General features: G+C 33.3%; 17 protein-coding genes and 1 pseudogene. 15 read left to right on the top strand and 3 right to left on the bottom strand.

The features are described from left to right. Window positions 1-27: 27 nt before the first annotated feature. Both ABDW27_RS18600 and ABDW27_RS18595 read right to left on the bottom strand, forming a co-directional pair. The gene (locus ABDW27_RS18600; RefSeq protein ID WP_343697239.1) at window positions 28-558 is read right to left on the bottom strand and encodes an NAD(P)H-dependent oxidoreductase; all 531 of its coding nucleotides are present in this window, start codon (window positions 556-558) and stop codon (window positions 28-30) included. Window positions 559-561: 3 nt separating this feature from the next. After that, the gene (locus ABDW27_RS18595; RefSeq protein ID WP_343697238.1) at window positions 562-1,461 is read right to left on the bottom strand and encodes an archaemetzincin; all 900 of its coding nucleotides are present in this window, start codon (window positions 1,459-1,461) and stop codon (window positions 562-564) included. Window positions 1,462-1,618: 157 nt separating this feature from the next. On the opposite strand from ABDW27_RS18595, the gene trmD reads away from it, so the two are divergent. From trmD to uvrB, 13 genes and pseudogenes are all read left to right on the top strand, one after another. Further along, a complete protein-coding gene (gene trmD / locus ABDW27_RS18590; RefSeq protein ID WP_343697237.1) occupies window positions 1,619-2,299 on the top strand; it encodes a tRNA (guanosine(37)-N1)-methyltransferase TrmD in 681 nt (226 codons plus the stop codon). A 215-nt stretch (window positions 2,300-2,514) separates the two neighbouring features. Continuing rightward, the gene (gene rplS, locus ABDW27_RS18585) at window positions 2,515-2,865 is read left to right on the top strand and encodes a 50S ribosomal protein L19 (protein ID WP_012024249.1); all 351 of its coding nucleotides are present in this window, start codon (window positions 2,515-2,517) and stop codon (window positions 2,863-2,865) included. Window positions 2,866-3,151: 286 nt separating this feature from the next. Beyond that, on the top strand, window positions 3,152-5,374 hold the full coding sequence (locus tag ABDW27_RS18580; protein ID WP_343697236.1) for an NADP-dependent isocitrate dehydrogenase: 2,223 nt from the start codon (window positions 3,152-3,154) through the stop codon (window positions 5,372-5,374). 134 nt (window positions 5,375-5,508) lie between these two features. Next, complete coding sequence (locus ABDW27_RS18575; RefSeq protein WP_343697235.1) at window positions 5,509-7,890, top strand: TonB-dependent receptor; 2,382 nt, start codon at window positions 5,509-5,511, stop codon at window positions 7,888-7,890. A gap of 35 nt (window positions 7,891-7,925) precedes the next feature. Beyond that, window positions 7,926-8,747 (top strand): DUF4249 domain-containing protein, encoded by an 822-nt coding sequence (locus ABDW27_RS18570; RefSeq protein WP_343697234.1) that lies wholly within the window; start codon window positions 7,926-7,928, stop codon window positions 8,745-8,747. Between the two features lie 6 nt (window positions 8,748-8,753). Then, window positions 8,754-9,236, top strand: a complete 483-nt coding sequence (locus ABDW27_RS18565; protein WP_343697233.1) for a GyrI-like domain-containing protein — start codon at window positions 8,754-8,756, stop codon at window positions 9,234-9,236. A 30-nt stretch (window positions 9,237-9,266) separates the two neighbouring features. Further along, complete coding sequence (locus tag ABDW27_RS18560) at window positions 9,267-9,713, top strand: DinB family protein (protein ID WP_343697232.1); 447 nt, start codon at window positions 9,267-9,269, stop codon at window positions 9,711-9,713. A gap of 77 nt (window positions 9,714-9,790) precedes the next feature. Continuing rightward, window positions 9,791-10,453 (top strand): thiamine diphosphokinase, encoded by a 663-nt coding sequence (locus ABDW27_RS18555; protein ID WP_343697231.1) that lies wholly within the window; start codon window positions 9,791-9,793, stop codon window positions 10,451-10,453. 106 nt (window positions 10,454-10,559) lie between these two features. Beyond that, window positions 10,560-11,511 (top strand): annotated as a pseudogene (gene rlmF / locus ABDW27_RS18550) (23S rRNA (adenine(1618)-N(6))-methyltransferase RlmF). A 177-nt stretch (window positions 11,512-11,688) separates the two neighbouring features. Then, the gene (locus tag ABDW27_RS18545; protein ID WP_343697230.1) at window positions 11,689-12,348 is read left to right on the top strand and encodes a DUF3800 domain-containing protein; all 660 of its coding nucleotides are present in this window, start codon (window positions 11,689-11,691) and stop codon (window positions 12,346-12,348) included. Window positions 12,349-12,477: 129 nt separating this feature from the next. After that, window positions 12,478-12,708, top strand: coding sequence for a uroporphyrinogen decarboxylase (locus ABDW27_RS18540; RefSeq protein ID WP_343697229.1), 231 nt, complete (start codon window positions 12,478-12,480; stop codon window positions 12,706-12,708). An 87-nt stretch (window positions 12,709-12,795) separates the two neighbouring features. Next, entirely contained in the window at window positions 12,796-13,737 is a 942-nt protein-coding gene (locus ABDW27_RS18535; RefSeq protein ID WP_343697228.1) for an alpha/beta hydrolase, read from the top strand. A 261-nt stretch (window positions 13,738-13,998) separates the two neighbouring features. After that, window positions 13,999-15,990 (top strand): excinuclease ABC subunit UvrB, encoded by a 1,992-nt coding sequence (gene uvrB, locus ABDW27_RS18530; RefSeq protein ID WP_343697227.1) that lies wholly within the window; start codon window positions 13,999-14,001, stop codon window positions 15,988-15,990. Here the strand turns inward: uvrB and ABDW27_RS18525 are convergent. Continuing rightward, the gene (locus tag ABDW27_RS18525) at window positions 15,987-16,388 is read right to left on the bottom strand and encodes an excinuclease ABC subunit B (RefSeq protein ID WP_343697226.1); all 402 of its coding nucleotides are present in this window, start codon (window positions 16,386-16,388) and stop codon (window positions 15,987-15,989) included. The two genes, uvrB and ABDW27_RS18525, sit on opposite strands and share 4 nt — an antisense overlap. A 53-nt stretch (window positions 16,389-16,441) precedes the next feature. Between ABDW27_RS18525 and ABDW27_RS18520 the strand changes: the two genes are divergently transcribed. Together ABDW27_RS18520 and ABDW27_RS18515 are read left to right on the top strand one after the other, a co-directional pair. Continuing rightward, window positions 16,442-17,236 carry an alpha/beta hydrolase-fold protein gene (locus ABDW27_RS18520; RefSeq protein ID WP_343697225.1) on the top strand — a complete coding sequence of 265 codons (795 nt, stop codon included), beginning with the start codon at window positions 16,442-16,444 and terminating at the stop codon, window positions 17,234-17,236. 15 nt (window positions 17,237-17,251) lie between these two features. Then, window positions 17,252-18,262, top strand: coding sequence for a dipeptide epimerase (locus ABDW27_RS18515; RefSeq protein WP_343697224.1), 1,011 nt, complete (start codon window positions 17,252-17,254; stop codon window positions 18,260-18,262). The last annotated feature ends 22 nt before the right edge of the window (window positions 18,263-18,284 follow it).

The following is an 18,284-nucleotide window of genomic DNA, read 5'->3' as shown; positions in this document are numbered from 1 at the left end:
TGATCTGAATTTAGAAAAGTAAATCTACTATAAAAATTGATCCTTAAAATTATTAATGAAATTTTGAAGCGCAATTTCTGTTTCCTCGTTTATAATTTTTCCTTCTGCATCAATTTTTCCGCGAATACCCTGAATTAAAAGCTGTGTATTATCGTCAAACTTTGCTTCAAGGGTTTTCATAATTAATAAAAGCTGTTCATGCCCCATTTCTCCCGAAGCCGAAGCAGTTATCAATCCGGTTTTTTTATTCGAAAATATTGTTGTTGAAACGCACCATTCTAAAGCATTTTTCAAACTTCCCGGCAGGCTGAAAACATATTCCGGCGTACAGATTATAATTCCGTCGGCTTCTATTATTTTATTTCTGAATAAAGTTATTTCTTTCGGAGGATTTTCTGTGTCTAAATCTGGATTAAAATGTGGAATTTTATCTAAATCTTCAAAAATTTCAACTTCAAAATCCGATTTTATATATTGTGAAATATGTTTCAGAATCTTAAAATTACTCGAATTTTTTCTTGTACTTCCCGTTATGGCAAATATTTTTATCGTTTTCATTTTTTAGTGAATAACTGAAATATCTTTTTTCATTGAATCAAATTCTTCGATTAGGTTATTTCTTTTAAAAAAATTCTCTAAATCTGTCAATCTCTTTTTATTATCATATTGTATGCAGGAATTCAATTTTCTTTGACATACAGAACATAATCTTATTGTACTTCTGTCTGTTTCAGATAAACTGTTGGTTCCGTTCATTACACAATCAGCGTTAATACAATGATGCAGACCAAACATATGCCCAATTTCATGCGAACTCGTTTTAAGCAATCTGGATAAACATAAATTGAAATTTTCGGCAGTTAGTTCACCATCCTGAAATCTGTAAATTGAACTTACTCCAACTTTATCTCTATAAGATGCTAAACCAAAAACATAATTCCATTCTGGTTTAGGATATAAATCCAATTCTGAGAGTCCCATTAAAGCAATTCTGTTTTCAGGATTTTCTTCTTTCAAAACATCATTTAAAAGATATCCGGCCAATAATTGCTCGTGACCTTCGGTAGACATTCTTCTTGCTGAATTCGGAACTACATCATTAGAAATAGGTTCCAATGTTTTTGTTTTTAATTGGAAAAAGATTTCTAAATATTCATTCACAAGCTGAATTTGTTTCTTTTGAAGAGCATTAAAATTTCCAATTGGTTTTATGTAAATAATATTCTCCTCTTTAGTCGGAACAATGTGTTTAGATCTATAATATTGTTCAAAAGTCTGCCCATTTTCTTTATGCGAAAACAGCCAGTCTCCGTAAGTCGGTTCTCCTAATTTTACATCATTAATTTTAATTTGCTTAAAATAGGATGCTTCTTCCGGGATTGTTTTTGGTGGTTCTTTCGTTTTTTCTTTGTTACAGGAACAGAATAATATAAGGATTAGAATCGTGGTTATTTTTTTCATTTATTTTTGGAAGTACAATAGTTAAATTAATTCCTTAAAAATAAACTTTTCATCATAATCAACTTCAAATTTTTCGAGAAAGTTGATGAACGTAAAAACACACCTATTACATCTTCATTTTTAACTTCGTATCTTTGCACCAAATTATTGAAGAAAAATGCGAATTGACATTATTACACTTTTACCTGAATTACTAAGAAGCCCTTTTGAAGCATCAATTATGAAACGTGCCATTGACAAAGGATTAGTCGAAGTACATTTTCATAACCTTCGTGATTACAGCACAAACAGACAAAAAAGTGTTGATGATTATCCGTTTGGCGGCGGCGCCGGAATGGTAATGACAATTCAGCCAATTGATGATTGTATTACACATTTAAAAAGTCAGCGTGAATACAATGAAATCATTTACATGTCTCCTGACGGTGAAACTTTAAACCAAAAAATGGCCAATAAAATGTCGATGTATGAAAACATTATCATTCTATGCGGACATTATAAAGGTGTTGACCAGCGTGTGAGAGATCATTTTATTACTAAAGAAATTTCGATTGGCGATTATGTTTTATCAGGTGGAGAATTAGGCGCTTTGGTTTTATCTGATGCTTTAATTCGTTTAATTCCTGGCGTTTTAAGTGACGAAACCTCAGCATTAACAGACAGTTTTCAGGATAATCTACTTTCAGGACCTATATATACAAGACCCGCTGATTATAAAGGCTGGAAAGTTCCCGAAGTTTTAACAAGCGGCCATGCTGCCAAAATTGATAAATGGCGTGAAGATGCGGCATACGAGCACACAAAAAACAGACGTCCGGATTTACTGGAAGGACAATAAAATTTTGTTTCAAGTTTAAGGTTATTTTTGTTTCAAGTTAAAACTCTAGATAGCAACAACTTGAAACCTGAAACTTGAAACAAAATAAACCAAAAATAATTTTCAATTTATAATTCATAATTTATAATTATTTTTTACATTTGCACCCGAATTAGACCAACCTCTGGCGAAATACGTGAATGTTGCTCTAAATAAACTATAATCATAAAATTATCATGGCAGATTTATTAAAATTCGTTCAAAACGAATTCGTTGCTAAAAAAGATTTCCCAGATTTCGGAGCTGGAGACACAATTACTGTTTTCTACGAAATTAAAGAGGGTGAAAAAACTAGAACTCAGTTCTTTAAAGGAGTTGTAATCCAAAGAAGAGGTTCTGGAACAACAGAAACTTTTACAATTCGTAAAATGTCTGGAGCTATTGGAGTTGAGCGTATCTTCCCAGTTAACTTACCAGCTTTACAAAAAATTGAAATCAACAAGAAAGGTGCTGTTCGTAGAGCTAGAATTTTCTACTTCAGAGAACTTACTGGTAAAAAAGCTAAGATTAAAGATAAAAGAAGATAATCATTTATCTAATTGTTATAAAAAACTCGTTTCATATCATTTGAAACGAGTTTTTTTTATGCCTTTTTTGTTCTCGGTATTAAAACTGTAATTTTTTAATAGCAAAATCATCGATTTGACAATTTAATGAGCACGAAATAACAATCTGATAAATCATTCATTTAAAAGTAAAACTACACCGTTTTCGGACTGTTTTTATTATATTTGCTCCGCTCTTTTTTTGAGCTCACAAATACCTTTTACATCGCCATTCTTGTGACGACACGATTATAAAAAAAAAGAAAAAATGACACAGAATTCAAAAATTTTTTACACCTTAACTGATGAGGCGCCATTATTAGCGACTTATTCTCTATTACCTATTGTTCAAGCTTTTACTTCTACAGCTGGTATTGCTATCGAAACCAGAGACATCTCTTTAGCAGGAAGAATTTTATCTAACTTTCCTGAGTCTTTAACAGATGCTCAAAAAACAGGCGATGCTTTGGCAGAACTTGGTCAATTAGCAACTCAGCCAGAAGCTAACATTATCAAATTACCAAACATTTCAGCATCTGTACCGCAATTAAAAGCCGCTATTGCTGAATTACAATCTCATGGTTATAATGTTCCAAATTATCCTGAAGATCCGCAAAACGATGCTGAAAAGGAAATTAAAGCAAAATATGCAAAAGTATTAGGTTCTGCTGTAAACCCGGTTTTACGTGAAGGAAACTCTGACCGTAGAGCACCAAGAGCGGTTAAAAACTTTGCAAAAGCTAATCCACACTCAATGGGTGCATGGTCTGCTGACTCAAAAACTAAGGTAGCTTCTATGTCAGGCGGTGATTTCTACGGAAGTGAAAAATCACTTACTGTTGCTGAAGCAAATGATGTAAAAATTGAATTCGTTGCTAAAGACGGAACTACAACTGTCTTAAAAGCAAGTACTCCGCTTAAAGCAGGTGAAATTATCGATAGTTCTGTTTTAAGTGTAAATAAATTAAAAGCTTTTGCTGCTGATGTTATCGCTGAAGCTAAAGCTGCAGGAGTTTTACTTTCTGTGCACTTAAAAGCTACAATGATGAAAGTTTCTGATCCAATTATCTTTGGCGCTATCGTTGAAGTATACTTTGCAGATGTTTTCAAAAAATACGCATCTTTATTTGCTGAATTAAACGTTGATACTAGAAATGGGTTAGGCGATATCTATGCTAAAATTGCCGGAAGACCTGAGCAGGCAGAAGTTGAAGCTGCTATCGATCAGGCAATTGCAAACGGACCTGCTTTAGCAATGGTTAATTCTGATAAAGGAATTACAAACTTACACGTTCCTTCAGACGTAATTGTTGATGCTTCTATGCCGGCAATGATTCGTACTTCTGGTCAAATGTGGAACAAAGAAGGAAAAGCTCAAGATACATTCGCAGTTATTCCAGATAGATCTTATGCTGGAGTTTATACAGCAACTATCGATTTCTGTAAAAAACACGGTGCTTTTGATCCAAAAACAATGGGAAGTGTTCCTAACGTTGGATTAATGGCTCAAAAAGCAGAAGAATACGGATCTCACGACAAAACTTTCCAAATGAAAGCTGATGGAGTTGTTCGTGTTGTTGATGCAAACGGAAATGTTTTAATGGAACAAAACGTTGAAACAAATGACATTTTCAGAATGTGTCAGGCAAAAGATGCTCCTATTCAGGACTGGGTTAAACTTGCTGTAAACAGAGCTCGTTTATCTGATACTCCTGCAGTTTTCTGGTTAGACGAAAACAGAGCGCACGACAGAGAATTGATCATAAAAGTTCAAAAATACCTTAAAGACTACGATACTACAAACTTAGATATCCGCATTTTAAACCCGGTTGCTGCTACTGAATTTACTTTAGACAGAATCATCAAAGGCTTAGATACTATCTCTGTAACTGGAAACGTTTTACGTGACTACTTAACAGATTTATTCCCAATTTTAGAGTTAGGAACTTCTGCAAAAATGTTATCTATCGTTCCGTTAATGAACGGTGGTGGATTGTTTGAAACTGGTGCTGGAGGTTCTGCTCCTAAACACGTTGAGCAATTTACAGAAGAAGGATATTTACGTTGGGATTCTCTTGGAGAATTTTTAGCTCTTGGTGCTTCTTTAGAGCATTTAGGACAAACTTTAGACAATTCTAAAGCAATTGTTTTATCTGAAACTTTAGATCAGGCAAACGATAAATTCTTAGCAAACGATAAATCTCCGGCTCGTAAAGTTGGACAAATCGACAACCGTGGATCTCACTTCTATTTAGCATTCTATTGGGCTCAGGCTTTAGCTGCTCAAACTAAAGATGCTGAATTAAAAGCGATCTTCACTCCTATTGCTGCTGAATTTGAAGCTAACGAAGCTAAAATCGATGCTGAATTAATTGGTGCACAAGGAAAAGCTCAAAACATTGGCGGATACTATCAGCCAACTCCAGAGTTAGTAAGCAAAGCAATGCGTCCTAGTGAAACATTCAACTCAATTATTGCTAAAATAAAATAACCTATAGCAATTTATAAATAATGAAAAGGACAACTCACAAGGTTGTCCTTTTTTTATTCTTAACTTATGTTTAACAAAAGTTCGTCCGTAATATTTAGTAAGAATTACTATCTATGTATATCAAAACCAGCACGATGATTCTAAAAAAAATCAGTTTTTTTCTAATTATTATCTTTACGACTTTCAATTCTTTTTCTCAGGAAAAATTTACGCTAAGCGGTACTATAAAAGATTCTAAAAATAATGAAACCTTAATTGGTGTCAACATTTATATTCCGACATTAAAAATCGGAACTACAACAAACGAATACGGTTTTTATTCTATTACGCTTCCAAAAGGCGAACATCAAATTGAAATCAGTTATGTTGGTTATCAAACTATTCAGTATACTATTATTTTAAACCAAAATACCAAGAATAATTTTTCTATTAGCGAAAGCGGCGAAGAACTTCGGGAAGTTGTTATTACAGATAATAAAGGCAAAATAAATATCAAATCGCCCGAAATGAGCGTGAACAAACTCTCTATTTCAACCATTAAAAAAATGCCGGTAGTTTTAGGTGAAGTCGACGTTTTAAAATCGATTTTATTACTTCCGGGAGTTACGAATGCTGGCGAAGGCGCATCGGGATTTAATGTTCGCGGCGGCGGCGCAGACCAAAATTTAATTTTATTAGACGAAGCGACAATTTTTAATTCATCTCACGTTTTTGGTTTTTTCTCGGTTTTTAATCCGGATGCCATTAAAGATTTAAAATTATATAAAGGAGGAATTCCGGCCAGATTTGGCGGGCGCGCTTCTTCAGTTTTAGACATTTACCAAAAAGACGGAAGCAGTAAAGATTTCCATGTAAATGGAGGAATTGGCATTGTCTCCAGCCGGCTTCTTGTTGAAGGCCCGATTGTAAAAGATAAAGGTTCTTTTTTAATTGGAGGAAGAGGTTCTTACGTTCATCTGTTCTTAAAATTATCCGAAGACAACAAAGATAATTCGGCTTACTTCTATGACTTAAATGCCAAGTTCAGTTATAAATTGAATGATAATAATAGTTTGTATTTGTCGGGATATTTCGGACGTGACGTTTTCAGTTTAAATAAAAGTTTTACCAATATTTACGGAAATTCAACCTTAAACCTTCGCTGGAATCATTTATACTCAGATAAATTGTTTTCTAACCTGTCTTTAATTTACAGCGATTATTATTACGGCCTCGATTTAGATTATGTAGGTTTTAAATGGGATTCGGGAATTAAAAATTACAATATCAAATACGATTTCAAACATTATATTTCGGATAAATTCAAACTGAATTATGGCGTGAGCGGAATTTATTATGAATTCAATCCCGGAACTATTATACCAAGTACTAGTGAATCTGGAATTAATCCGGATCAATTAGACAAAAAATATGCTTTTGAACCCTCAATTTATCTGGACGCCGAAAATCAGCTTTCGAAAAAAATCACCGTAGCCTACGGATTACGTTACAGTTTATTTTACCGTTTAGGTTCTTCAACCATAAATTATTACGATAATAATAGTCCGGTTGTTTTTGATCCTGATATGCAGATTTATGAAAAAGGAACTCCAACCTCAACTAAATATTTTGGCAAAAACAAAGTAATTCAGGATTACAATAATCTGGAACCAAGGCTTTCTGTTTCTTATCAATTAAATGATGATCAGTCTATTAAAGCGAGTTACAATCGTATGGCGCAGTATCTGCAATTAATTTCAAATACCTCGTCTCCTACTCCGCTTGATGTCTGGATGCCGAGTGATAATTACATTAAACCACAAATTGCAGATCAGGTGGCGCTGGGATATTTCAGAAATATTAAAGATGGCGCCTATTCTCTTGAAGTTGAAAGTTTTTACAAAAAAATTCAAAACAGACTCGATTATATTGACGGGGCCGATTTAATTGCCAATAATGCCATCGAACAAGTTATCTTAAACGGAAGAATGCGTGCGTATGGTTTAGAAGTTATGGTAAAAAAAAATGAAGGTAAATTTAACGGCTGGGTTTCCTATACTTTATCAAAATCTCAACAGCAGACCCCAGGAAGAACTCCCGAAGAAACCGGGATTAATAATGGTGAATGGTACAGTTCTGCCTATGATAAAACGCATAATTTAGCTATAACATCAGCTTATAATTTAAACGAAAAATGGTCTTTTGGCGCTAACTTTGTTTTACAGTCAGGGCAGCCGGTTACGTATCCAAACGGACAGTATGAATATTTAGGAATCACGGTTCCGAGTTATGGTCTGCGAAATGAAAACCGTCTTCCGGCTTATCATCATTTAGATGTATCGGCCACTTTAACGCCTCGAAAAAATAAAGATAGAAACTGGAAAGCAGAATGGGTTTTCAGTATTTATAATTTATATAACCGAAGCAATGCAGCGTCTATAAACTTTAGGCAGAATTCTGATACGGGTTTGAATGAAGCTGTTCGATTATCAATCTTCGGAATTGTTCCGGCAGTTAGTTATAATTTCAAATTTTAGAATTCATTTCTGCAAAAAAATAAAAAAGATATATCATGAAAAAAGCAATTGCATTAATCGTTTTATTTATATCGGTTTTCTTCACAAGCTGTGAAGATGTTGTAGATGTTAATCTCGATACAGCCCCTCCAAAACTGGTTATTGAAGCCGCTATAAACTGGCAAAAAGGCACAACAGGAAAGCAGCAAACCATAAAATTAACCACAACTACGGGTTATTTTCAGGAAGTAATTCCAACGGTTTCCGGAGCTGTTATTTTTATTAAAAACAGCCAGAACGAACAATTTAATTTTACAGAAGTTCAAAAAACCGGGCGTTATGTTTGTACCAATTTTACACCAAAAATTGACGAAACTTATACGTTGACGGTTATCAGCGGCGGCAATACATATACGGCTTCCGAAACTTTAAAATCAGTTGCGTCCATTACACATATTGAACAAAATAACGAAGGTGGATTTACAGGAAAAGACATCGAAGTAAGAGCTTATTATAATGACCCGGCTGATGCAGATAATTTCTATTTGTATAAATATGTCTATTCTAATAAAGTAACGTCAAATTACTATGCTGATGAAGATAAGTTTTTTCAGGGAAATGAATTTTTCAGCGTTTCAGATGACGATGAACTTAAAGCTGGAGATCAAATAGAAATAACACATTATGGTATTTCAAAACAATACTATAATTATATGAATATTTTGGTAAGCATTGCCGGAAGCAACGTTGGCGGACCTTTTCAATCACCGCCTGCAACTGTAAAAGGAAACATCATTAACACAACTGACAAAGCAAATTATCCGTTAGGGTATTTTTCTTTAAGCGAAAGTGAAACTAAAAAATTTAAAATTCAATAAATAAAAATGGAAGCCAGAATTGAAACTTTAACCGAGAAAAAACTTGTTGGAAAACACATTGAAATGTCGTTTACAGAAAACAAAACATTTCAGTTGTGGAGTGGTTTTATGCCAAAACGAAAAGAAATTCAAAATACAATTGATGAAAATTTGTATTCGCTTGAAGTTTTTACTGACGGACATTTTGACGACTTTGATCCTTCTAAAACTTTCGAGAAATGGGCAGCTGTAGAAGTTAATACTTTTGATAATATTCCGGCTGAAATGGAAACTTTAATTATCCCTGATGGTTTATATGCGGTGTTTGTTCATTATGGCCCAGCTTCAGAAGGACATAAAACCTATCATACTATCTTTGCAGAATGGCTTCCAAATTCCAAATATACAGTTGATGACAGACCGCATTTTGCTGTAATGGATCACAAATACAAAAAAGACGATCCGGATTCTGAAGAAGAAATCTGGATTCCGATTAAAAACAGAAATTAAATTATTCCCTCAAATTTACATCTTAAAACTATGTTAGTCGAAACACTTAAAGTACTTTTTAACAGAGATTTGAATAAACTTATATTCGAAATTGAATCGTATGAATTTGAAAAACAAATTTGGGCAATTGATAAAAACATTTCCAATTCTGCCGGAAATCTTTGTCTGCATCTAATTGGAAATCTAAATACCTATATCGGAGCCGAAATTGGTAAAACAGGATATATCCGAAATCGACCTCTTGAATTTTCTCTAAAAGATATTCCGAGATCAGAATTAATTGAAAAAATTGAAGATACTATTTCTGTTGTAAACAATGCACTTGATTCATTAAAAGAAGAAGATTTGAATGCCATTTACCCGCAAATTGTATTTGAAAAAGAAATGACAACCGGATTTTTCTTAATTCATCTTTCTACACATTTAGCTTATCATCTAGGACAAATCAACTATCATAGAAGGCTATTAGATTTTTAGTTTAAAGATTCAGAAATCTAAAATCTAAAATCTACAATGGTAAACCGTACCTTTGTACAACATTCAAAAAAACACACATGTCATCACATCACATAGTCCGCGACGATCAGGAACCCGCTTTAATAATTGCAAACGGAGCAGCTTGTGATCCTGAATTATTAGGACAGTTATTAGAATGGTCGCCACTTGTAATTGTATTAGATTCGGCTATAGAAAGAGTTATTGAACTGGGTATTAAAGTCGATGTTTTATTAGGAGATTTTGACAGAGGTTTTGATCCTGAGATTTATAAAACATCACAATATCCGCTAGAAATTGTTCACACACCAGATCAGGATAAAACCGATTTAGAAAAAGCTTTTGATTATTTAGTAGAGAGAAAAATTCCTGCCGTAAACGTAGTTTGGGCAACCGGAAAACGTGCCGATCATACGATTACCAATCTCACCAATATTGTTCGTTACCGCGATTTATTAAAAATTGTAATTCTCGACGATCATTCAAAAATATTTTTACTGCCAACGAAATTCGAAAAATGGTATACGGCAAAAACACCAATTTCTTTAATTCCAATTGGTGTTGTCAACGGAATTTATTCTACCAATTTAAAATATCCTTTGCAAAATGATACCTTAACAATGGGCTACAGAACCGGAAGCAGTAATTCTGTAGAAAATGATGGTTTGGTAACCATTAACCATAGAAACGGTGATTTGTTATTAATGGAATGTTTTGATTAAAGAGCTATAAGCTTGGTTTATATTGTAGAGCCGGATTTCAATGCGGTTTACGCAAAGATTTATTTCCAAAAATGGAATAACTATCTTTGCACAGAAATCAATAAAAATGAAAGCAGAAAACAATTCCCAAAAAGAAAATTTACATCCAAGAAATCTTCATCGTAACCGATATGATTTTGAACTTCTTATATCAAATTGTCCAGATTTAAAAGCTTTTATTTCCATCAATAAATTCGGAATCGAAACCATTGATTTCAGTAATCCGCTTGCAGTAAAAACTTTAAACAAAGCTTTATTGCAGACTTATTACGACATTCAAAACTGGGATATTCCCAAAAATTATCTTTGTCCGCCAATTCCAGGACGTACCGATTATATTCATTATATAGCCGATTTATTAGCCGAAACAAATAACAATCAAATTCCGGAAGGAAATTCTGTTATGGGACTTGACATCGGAACAGGTTCAAATTTGATCTATCCGATATTAGCAAATTCAATTTATAAATGGACTTTTGTAGGTACAGATATTGACAAAAAAGCAATTGAAAACTGCAGCCAAAATTATTGAAGCCAATCCGAAATTAATCGATGCAATCAGTTTACAACAGCAGACAGAATCCCGATTTATTTTTAAAAACATTATAATTCCCGAAGATCGATTTACATTTACAATGTGTAATCCGCCTTTTCATTCATCGGCAGAAGAAGCCAATAAAAGCACTTCCAGAAAAGTTTCGAATTTAAATCCAAAAGAAAAGAAAACTTCAAATCCTGTTTTAAACTTTGGAGGACAAAATGCTGAATTGTGGTGCAATGGCGGTGAAATTGGCTTCATTACGCAAATGATTTACGAAAGCGTAAAATATGCTTCGCAGGTTTTGTGGTTCACTACTTTGGTTTCTAAAAAAGAAAATCTTTCTTCGATTTACAAAACTTTGAAAAAAGTAAATGCTGTTTCGGTAAAAACTATTGAAATGTCTCAAGGACAGAAAAATAGCCGTATTGTGGCATGGAGTTTTTTAGATGAAGTTCAACAAAATTCTTTTAAAATTTAATAATAATCTTACAAAATAAAATTTATTAATTTTTTATTCTTATATTTGCACCATTAGATAGGTAATTCCTGAGTCAACGTGGCGGTGAAACATCTACCATAAATGTATTTTGAATACATCGTTTTTAGGGTCTATTTTTAAAATACCAAAGGGCTTCTTAGCCCTTTTTTTTATGGCATGAAAATATATATTGATGAAAGTGGTGATTTAGGCTGGAAGCTTGATAAACCAAACAGACATGGCGGCTCAAGTAAATTTATCACCATTACAGCTCTCATTATCTCTAATGAAGATGAAAAATATATTTCTCGCTTTCTCTCTGATATTTACAAAAAATATAATCTGACTCCTAATATTGAAAAAAAAGGAGTAAACTTTATTCCTGAACATTGTGCCTTTATTACTTCGCAAATAACGAATAAGATAATTGCAAAGAGTAGTTCCTTTAAAATAATTTCAATTACGGTAAATAAATTAAAAGTTTTTGATTCATTACGAAAAGATAAAAAAATTTTTTACAATTATGTACTTGGATTATTACTTAAGCCTGAAGTCATTCAATATGATAATGTAGAAATTGTTTTAGATAAAAGAACTATAAAGGTTAGCCATGGCCAGAGCTTTCCAGATTATATAAAAACAGAAATCTGGGGAAATGGAATTAATATTGATATTTCGTGTGAATTTGTAGAAAGTACCAATAATAAAATGATCTGGTTTGCTGATTGGTACGCTAATTTTATATGGAGACATCATGAAGATAGTGAATCCAGTGCTTATGATATTCTGGCAAGTTTTGCTAAAGAGAGATTTTTAGAGAAGAAATTATATTTCTAAAAAAGAACTTTCATGATTTTTAATAAAAAAACGAAATTAAACAATACATATTATTGATTTTCAACACAAACCTTTGATTTTATAATCTGGTTTTGGTACATTTAATATAAACTATTAAATATCAATATCATGGCAGAATATATTGGTTATCTCGCATCTATTTTTATTGTTGGAGGTTTTTTGTTGAAAGACCTTAAAACAATACGACTAATAAACTTATTCGGCTGCATTTGTTTTGTAGTTTACGGCATCTTTTTAAAAGATTACAGAGATTTCAATCAATGGCTTTTACCGATTATAATTCCAAATGCAATTTTGTCTTTTGTTCAGATCTATCATTTGACTTCAAAAAAACCATAATATTATAATTATGATATTTTAAACCAAAATTTTGATAATTACTTGATTTACTATAATCGTAACTTTAAGCTTCAAAATTAGATTACGATGTTAAAATTATACTCCAGATTAGTTATTATTTTATTCTTAGCTGTAAGCTGCTCTTCAACCAAAAAAGCAAAATTTGAAGATTATGTTTTTAAAACCAAAACCGAAGAACAAAAATATCAAGCCGCTTACAACAAGGCTTTAAAGCTTTGGGATATTCCTTATACCGAAGAAAATGTAAAAACAAGTTTTGGAACTGCGCATGTTATTATTGCCGGGCCAAAAAACGGAAAAGATTTGGTTTTACTGCACGGAATGGACGCCAGTTCAACCATGTGGTATCCTAATATAAAAACCTTAGCAAAAAATCATCGTATTTATGCCATTGATTTTATAATGGAACCCAACAAATCTAACTTAACAGCAAAACCACTTTCGTCTGAGGAAATTGTGGTTTGGTACAACGAAATTTTCGATCATTATAAATTAAAGAAATTCGATATAATTGGCGCTTCCCGCGGCGGCTGGATTGCAACATTATTGGCAACGCAAAAATCAAATGCTATTGACAAAATGGTTTTATTAAGTCCGGCTCAAACATTTAAATTTATTGATAAACCCAGAAAAACATCAGCTGCTTTAATGTTAAAACTTTTTCCTAGCGAAAAGAAATTCAGCAAAACATTAAAAGCATTTTCTACGCATCCGGAAAAAATAAGTCCTGTCTATAACAGACAATTTTATTTGGCTAATAAATATGCTAAATCAAATTCGAGTATGCTAAAAATGACGCCTTTTTCAGATAAAGAATTAGAATCTATAAAAAATCCCGTTTTGGTTTTAATTGGAGATAAAGATGTTATTAATTCAGAAGAAAGTTTAGAGCGGGCAAAAAAATATTTAGCAAACAGCAAAACCCAAATCGTAAAAGATGCAGGGCATTTTTTGACCATCGATCAGCCAAAAATCACGAATGACGCCGTTATTGATTTTTTAGAATAACAGCAATGTATAGTCCCTACGGGACAATTTTAAAATATAACAACAATTGTTTTCTACCGATATTTAATCTCTACGAGATAACTTTCTTTAAGGAATTGCCAATGATTAGAAATATCTCGTAGAGATTAAATATCGGTAGAAAATAAAATATCGTCGCCTACAAATTGTCCCGTAGGGACTATACAAATCAACGTCTATTTTATCTTTTTTATAGCACTCAAACTTTGTATCTTTACAAAACCAACATTTCATCAGTAAAAAATGAATTTCCAAGTAGCCTCAGAATATAGTCCAAAAGGAGACCAGCCGCAAGCCATACAAAAACTCGCACAAGGTGTAGTCGACGGAGAAAAATATCAAACATTATTAGGAGTTACAGGATCTGGAAAAACATTTACTGTCGCCAATGTTATTCAGGAAGTACAACGTCCGACATTAGTTTTAGCCCATAATAAAACTTTAGCTGCACAGTTGTATTCAGAGTTTAAACAATTTTTCCCAAATAATGCCGTTGAATACTTCGTCTCTTACTACGACTATTATCAGCCAGAAGCTTTTATGCCTGTTACAGGAGTTTTTATTGAGAAAGATTTATCTATCAATGAAGAGCTCGAAAAGATGCGTTTAAGCACCACTTCTTCCCTGCTTTCCGGGCGTCGAGATGTTTTGGTTGTAGCATCAGTTTCCTGTTTATATGGTATTGGAAATCCTGTTGAATTTAAAAAGAACGTAATTGAAGTAACCCGGGATCAGGTCATTTCGAGAACAAAACTGCTTCATAGTCTGGTGCAAAGTTTATATGCCAGAACCGAAGCCGATTTTAATCCGGGAACTTTCAGGATCAAAGGCGATACGGTTGAAGTATACCCAAGTTATGCTGACGATGCGTACAGAATACATTTTTTTGGAGATGAAATCGAAGAAATAGAATCTTTTGATGCCAAGACCTCTCAGGTCATTGAAAAATTCAAAAGACTCACGATCTACCCGGCCAATATGTTTGTGACTTCTCCGGAAGTTTTACAAGGTGCAATTTGGGAAATTCAGCAGGATTTGGTAAAACAAGTTGATTATTTTAAAGAAATAGGCAAACATCTAGAAGCCAAACGTTTGGAAGAAAGAACCAATTTCGATTTAGAAATGATTCGCGAATTGGGTTACTGCTCCGGAATTGAAAATTATTCCCGTTATCTTGACGGAAGACAGGCCGGAACAAGACCTTTCTGTTTGTTAGATTATTTCCCAAGCGATTATTTAATGGTTGTCGATGAAAGTCACGTAACGGTTTCTCAGGTTCATGCTATGTACGGAGGCGATCGCAGCCGTAAAGAAAATCTGGTTGAGTACGGTTTCAGATTACCAGCTGCAATGGATAACCGCCCTTTAAAATTTGAAGAATTTGAAGCATTGCAAAATCAGGTTATTTACGTTTCGGCAACTCCGGCTGATTATGAATTACAAAAATCGGATGGAATTTATGTCGAGCAGATTATTCGTCCAACGGGATTATTAGATCCGGTTATTGAAGTGCGTCCAAGTTTAAATCAGATTGATGATTTAATTGAAGAAATTCAGGTTCGATGCGAATTAGACGAAAGAGTTTTAGTAACAACTTTAACTAAAAGAATGGCCGAAGAATTGGCTAAATATTTAACCAAAGTAAGTATTCGATGCCGTTATATACATTCTGAAGTAGATACTCTGGAACGTATTGAAATTATGCAGGATTTACGAAAAGGTCTTTTTGATGTTTTAATTGGTGTAAACTTACTTCGTGAAGGTTTAGATTTACCAGAAGTTTCGCTTGTTGCTATTTTGGATGCAGATAAAGAAGGCTTTTTAAGAAATCACCGTTCTTTAACGCAAACTATCGGACGTGCCGCGAGAAATTTAAACGGAAAAGCGATTATGTATGCTGACAAAATTACGGCAAGTATGCAGCGAACAATTGACGAAACCAATTATCGAAGAACAAAACAGATCAACTTTAATGTTGAAAATAATATAACACCTCAGGCATTAAACAAAAAAATAGAAAGTGCCTTTACTAAAAATCCGTTGGTAGAATACGAATTAGGTCATACTTTACCAGCTGCGGCCGAACCGGAAACGGCTTATATGTCAAAAGCTGATTTGGAGAAAATGATAAAAGAGAAACGCAAATCAATGGAAAAAGCAGCTAAAGAATTAGACTTTATGCAGGCTGCCAAACTTCGTGATGATATTAAAAAACTACAGGAACAATTGCCTTAATTGTGTTGTTCCTGAAAAACTCTTAATAAAACTTTAGGTTCAATCATTGCATTTGGTGCTTTTTTCATTAAATCCAAAATGCGTTTTACTGCACTCGGATTTAAACCCATTTCAATAGCAATCTGCTGAATGGCTGTTGCTTCTTTTTCATGTAAAATTCCGTCGCAGTGCATAATTAAAGCTAATCTGTAGAATTGCTGAATACGCTGAAATTCTGATTTTACAACTACGGGTTTGGTTTCCTGATGAAATAAATCATGAAAAACTTCTAAATCAATATTTAATTCCTGCGCAACATGTCGCAAAAACTGATACTCTCTTTTATGCAATTGCCCGTCGACAGTCGAAAAAGCAATCAATTCTAAAAGTAAACTTTTCTTTTGTGCTTCGGTATTCATCAATTTGTTATTTTTAGCTAAAATATTGCTTTTAATTAAAAACACAAAATCTAATGATTAGGGGATTTTTCATCTTTGCACTTTTTTGGATTATTACTGGAAATGCCCAAAGTACGGCTTCAAAAAACGTTTCGACATTTACAATTGAGGCGCCTCAATTAAAAACTTCAAAAAAAATCTGGATTTATCTTCCCGAAAATTATTCGGCTTCTGCCAAAAAATACAGCGTGATTTACATGCATGATGCTCAGAATTTGTTTGATGCTAAAACTTCGTATGTTGGCGAATGGAATGTCGACGAAAAATTAGACAGTTTGAAAGCACAAGTAATCGTTGTTGGAATTGAACACGGAAACGAAAAACGTATTGAAGAATTAACTCCTTTTAAAAATGAAAAATACGGCGGTGGAAATGCCGATAATTATTTAGAATTTATCGTAAAAACACTGAAACCTTATATTGATAAAAACTACAGAACGAAACCAAAAGCAAAGAATACCATTATTTTTGGAAGCTCATTGGGCGGTTTAGTTTCTTATTATGGCGCTGTAAAATATCCTGAAGTTTTTGGAAAAGCCGGAGTTTTTTCGCCTTCATTTTGGTACACAAACGACATTTATACTTTTACCGAACAGAAGCCTAAAATTAAAACCAAATTTTATTTTTTATGCGGTGATAAAGAAGATGATGAAATGGTAAAAGATATGATCAAAATGGAAAAACTTTTAGACACAAAACGCTGTTATTGCCTTCATCTTACTAAATCTAAAATTGTAAAAGGCGGAGAACATAATGAAAAATTATGGCGTGATAATTTTGTTGAAGCTGTAAAATGGCTGGGTTATTAATCTTATTCTCATCTTATGAAACTTACTTTAAGAGCTTACGATTTAAAACTCAAACATATTTTTAGGATTTCCAGAAAAACGATCGATTTTCAGCCTTCATTAATTGTGGAATTAGAAGAAAACGGAATTTCTGGATATGGAGAAGCAACTTCAAATCCATATTATAATATTACAATCGAAATTCTGCAAAATGATATTGAGCAAATCCGAACGCTGATTGAAGGAACTTCAAATGAAACTCCTGAAGAATTTTGGTCGAAAATTGCTCCGTTTTTAAACAATAATCCTTTTGCTTTATGTGCGCTCGACAATGCTTATAATGACTTATACGCTCGTAAAAAAGGTAAAAAATTATATGAATTATGGAATTACGATATTAACCATAATCCGTTGACAAATTACACTATCGGAATTGACACGATTGAAAATATGGTCAAAAAAATGGAAGAACTTCCGTGGCCAATTTATAAAATCAAACTCGGAACTCGTGATGATATTGCGATTGTAACTGAATTACGAAAACACACAAATGCTATTTTTAGAGTTGATGCCAATTGCGCCTGGACGGTTGAAGAAACTCTTGAAAATGCAAAAGCGTTTAAAAATTTGAACGTTGAATTTATTGAACAACCCTTAAAAGCAGATAATTGGGAAGGTCATCGAGAAGTTTATCTAAACTCTGTTTTGCCTATAATTGCCGATGAAAGCTGCATTAAAGAAGAAGATGTTGCAAAATGTCATAATCATTTTCATGGAGTAAATGTTAAATTGATGAAATGCGGCGGCATAACTCCGGGAAGAAGAATGATTTCCGAAGCTAAAAAACTGGGATTAAAAACAATGGTGGGCTGCATGACAGAATCATCGGTTGGAATTTCTGCGATTGCACATTTACTACCTGAACTGGATTATGTTGATATGGATGGTGCTTTGCTTTTAGCAGAAGATATTGCAAGCGGTGTTACAATTCAATATGGAGAAACGATTTATCCTGAAAGAACAGGAATTGGCGTAATTTTATTCTAAATTTTCCTTTTAAAATAATGTA

Source organism: Flavobacterium sp. (assembly GCF_039595935.1).
Classification (GTDB): domain Bacteria; phylum Bacteroidota; class Bacteroidia; order Flavobacteriales; family Flavobacteriaceae; genus Flavobacterium.
Note: the sequence above shows the minus strand (reverse complement) of the source record. Positions and strands in the feature narration are given on the sequence as shown.

Excerpts from the sequence above, each read along its gene's own strand:
- ABDW27_RS18600 (WP_343697239.1), bottom strand. The coding sequence starts at position 558 with ATGAAAACGATAAAAATATTTGCCATAACGGGAAGTACAAGAAAAAAT.
- ABDW27_RS18595 (WP_343697238.1), bottom strand. The coding sequence starts at position 1,461 with ATGAAAAAAATAACCACGATTCTAATCCTTATATTATTCTGTTCCTGT.
- trmD (WP_343697237.1), top strand. The coding sequence starts at position 1,619 with ATGCGAATTGACATTATTACACTTTTACCTGAATTACTAAGAAGCCCT.
- rplS (WP_012024249.1), top strand. The coding sequence starts at position 2,515 with ATGGCAGATTTATTAAAATTCGTTCAAAACGAATTCGTTGCTAAAAAA.
- ABDW27_RS18580 (WP_343697236.1), top strand. The coding sequence starts at position 3,152 with ATGACACAGAATTCAAAAATTTTTTACACCTTAACTGATGAGGCGCCA.
- ABDW27_RS18575 (WP_343697235.1), top strand. The coding sequence starts at position 5,509 with ATGATTCTAAAAAAAATCAGTTTTTTTCTAATTATTATCTTTACGACT.
- ABDW27_RS18570 (WP_343697234.1), top strand. The coding sequence starts at position 7,926 with ATGAAAAAAGCAATTGCATTAATCGTTTTATTTATATCGGTTTTCTTC.
- ABDW27_RS18565 (WP_343697233.1), top strand. The coding sequence starts at position 8,754 with ATGGAAGCCAGAATTGAAACTTTAACCGAGAAAAAACTTGTTGGAAAA.
- ABDW27_RS18560 (WP_343697232.1), top strand. The coding sequence starts at position 9,267 with ATGTTAGTCGAAACACTTAAAGTACTTTTTAACAGAGATTTGAATAAA.
- ABDW27_RS18555 (WP_343697231.1), top strand. The coding sequence starts at position 9,791 with ATGTCATCACATCACATAGTCCGCGACGATCAGGAACCCGCTTTAATA.
- ABDW27_RS18545 (WP_343697230.1), top strand. The coding sequence starts at position 11,689 with ATGAAAATATATATTGATGAAAGTGGTGATTTAGGCTGGAAGCTTGAT.
- ABDW27_RS18540 (WP_343697229.1), top strand. The coding sequence starts at position 12,478 with ATGGCAGAATATATTGGTTATCTCGCATCTATTTTTATTGTTGGAGGT.
- ABDW27_RS18535 (WP_343697228.1), top strand. The coding sequence starts at position 12,796 with ATGTTAAAATTATACTCCAGATTAGTTATTATTTTATTCTTAGCTGTA.
- uvrB (WP_343697227.1), top strand. The coding sequence starts at position 13,999 with ATGAATTTCCAAGTAGCCTCAGAATATAGTCCAAAAGGAGACCAGCCG.
- ABDW27_RS18525 (WP_343697226.1), bottom strand. The coding sequence starts at position 16,388 with ATGAATACCGAAGCACAAAAGAAAAGTTTACTTTTAGAATTGATTGCT.
- ABDW27_RS18520 (WP_343697225.1), top strand. The coding sequence starts at position 16,442 with ATGATTAGGGGATTTTTCATCTTTGCACTTTTTTGGATTATTACTGGA.
- ABDW27_RS18515 (WP_343697224.1), top strand. The coding sequence starts at position 17,252 with ATGAAACTTACTTTAAGAGCTTACGATTTAAAACTCAAACATATTTTT.